The 1,720-nt window shown below is 68.1% G+C and carries 1 protein-coding gene; it reads right to left on the reverse strand.

The genetic code is table 11. The features are described 5' to 3' along the window. Positions 1-633: 633 nt before the first annotated feature. Positions 634-1,332 carry an MBL fold metallo-hydrolase gene (locus ACFV2J_RS34870; protein WP_385084769.1) on the reverse strand — a complete coding sequence of 233 codons (699 nt, stop codon included), beginning with the start codon at positions 1,330-1,332 and terminating at the stop codon, positions 634-636. Between the last annotated feature and the right edge of the window lie 388 nt (positions 1,333-1,720).

The following is a 1,720-nucleotide window of genomic DNA, read 5'->3' on the forward strand; positions in this document are numbered from 1 at the left end:
GCTGGGCAAGGCCGGAGCGGACGAAGGGACGCTGACGGACATCGCCCGCACCGCCCTCGCCGTACTGCCCCGCCCCACGAACTGACGGACCCACCACGCCACGCCTTCAGGGCGACGAGGAGGGCAAGAGGGGCCCACTGGAGCACCTCCGCAGGGGCAAACGCGCCGCCCACCACGGTCCCTCGACCCTGGCAGCTGTTGTCTTCTTGATTTTGAGAGATGTGTGTCGAACGGGAGTCCCGATCGGGTGGTCGGGGGCGCTGGGCGCATACGAACAGGGGCTCTTGAACGGCTCGTTGGTGTCCAAGCGCCGAGCAGCAGGAGGCCCTGGTGCAGCAGTCATGCGTGGCGACGGCCGGGCAGTCCAGTGCAGTTACCTGGGAGTGTGACCGTCTGGCTCACCGGTTCGGAAACGCCTCCGACAAGGGGACGCGGCAGCCTCGCTACCGGGCCATCATGCCTCGAGCAACACGACGGATTTCAAAAGGACTTCACCGGAACGAATAGAGATCGCTTACAGCGCCCTTTCTGGGACAGAGTCCATGAAGTGAAACAGAACCGTTGTTCATCGACATAGCCGCCGACTCCTCGACTACACGTGCGCCCGTGCCGCGGACCGTAGCGCCACCAGCCTCACCCGGATGTCGCGGGTCGACTGGGCACCGGAGCGACCTTGTCGAGGCGTCGTCGGGTCTCGTCCGCGTCGAGGGGCCCGCCGTGGCCGGGGAGTAGGCGCTGCGGACGGCGGTCTAGCTCGGTCATGAGCGCCCTGCGCACTCCGGCGGCGTCCTCGGTGAAGAAATGGCGCTTCGGGCTCTGGCGGCGCAGCATGCCACCACGGACCAGGTCGCCGACGAGCGTGTCGTCGCCGACGCGGACGACGAGCGACCCGGGGGTGTGGCCGCCGAACCGCTCGGCGTGCGCGTCGACACCATAGGGACTCAGGTCGAACTTGTCCTCCACCAGGATGTCGGCTTCGACCGGCTGGGCCCTCGCGCGGAGGACCATGGGCCTCAATATCGCACCGGCTGGATGGCTGATCGGGAGTACGCCGATGCGCCCGGTACGCAGGAGTTGTTCGTCACCCAGGCCGACCGCGATCGGAACGCCGGCATCCGCGAACGGCGCTGCCATGCCGCTGTGGTCGTTGTGGCCGTGGGTCAGGAGGACCAGGGCGATGTCGCGAGGCTGAAGGCCCTGCTCGGACAGCTCGTCGCGCAGGCGGTCGCCGTCCTCCGGTCCGCCCGTGTCCACGAGGACCGCCTGCTCGCCACGCAGGAGATAGGCGTTGCTGTTGCCCGTGGAAAGCGGGGTGACGGTCGTGGCGCTCATGCGGTGCACCGTGACCCTTCGGCGCCGGCACCGACGTTCATGCGGCTGTCGACGGTGAGTATGCGAACGAGAACGTCCATGACCATCTCCCTTCACGCTACCAATGTAACTTTACGGCTGTAAGTAGAGCATGAGAACTTACGGCTGTAAAGTCATCGTCATGGCTCCAGCGGCAGCACGCAGACGCAACCCCCGAGGTCAGGGAGGACAACTCCGCGACGAGATCGTGACCGCAGCTCGTGAGCTGCTGGTCGAGACCGGATCGGACAGCGCGGTGGGGGGGGGGGGGGGGGGGCCCCCCCCACGGACGGGGCCCCCCCCCCGCGCCACCCCCCCCCCCCCGCCCCCCCCCCGCCACATGTGGCGTGCGCAGGGCGCCACCACCCAC

This window comes from Streptomyces sp. NPDC059668 (genome assembly GCF_042734135.1).
Lineage (GTDB): Bacteria > Actinomycetota > Actinomycetes > Streptomycetales > Streptomycetaceae > Streptomyces.

What these genes read in the sequence shown, in the direction of transcription:
- ACFV2J_RS34870 (WP_385084769.1), bottom strand. Translation starts at nt 1,332, where the DNA reads ATGAGCGCCACGACCGTCACCCCGCTTTCCACGGGCAACAGCAACGCC.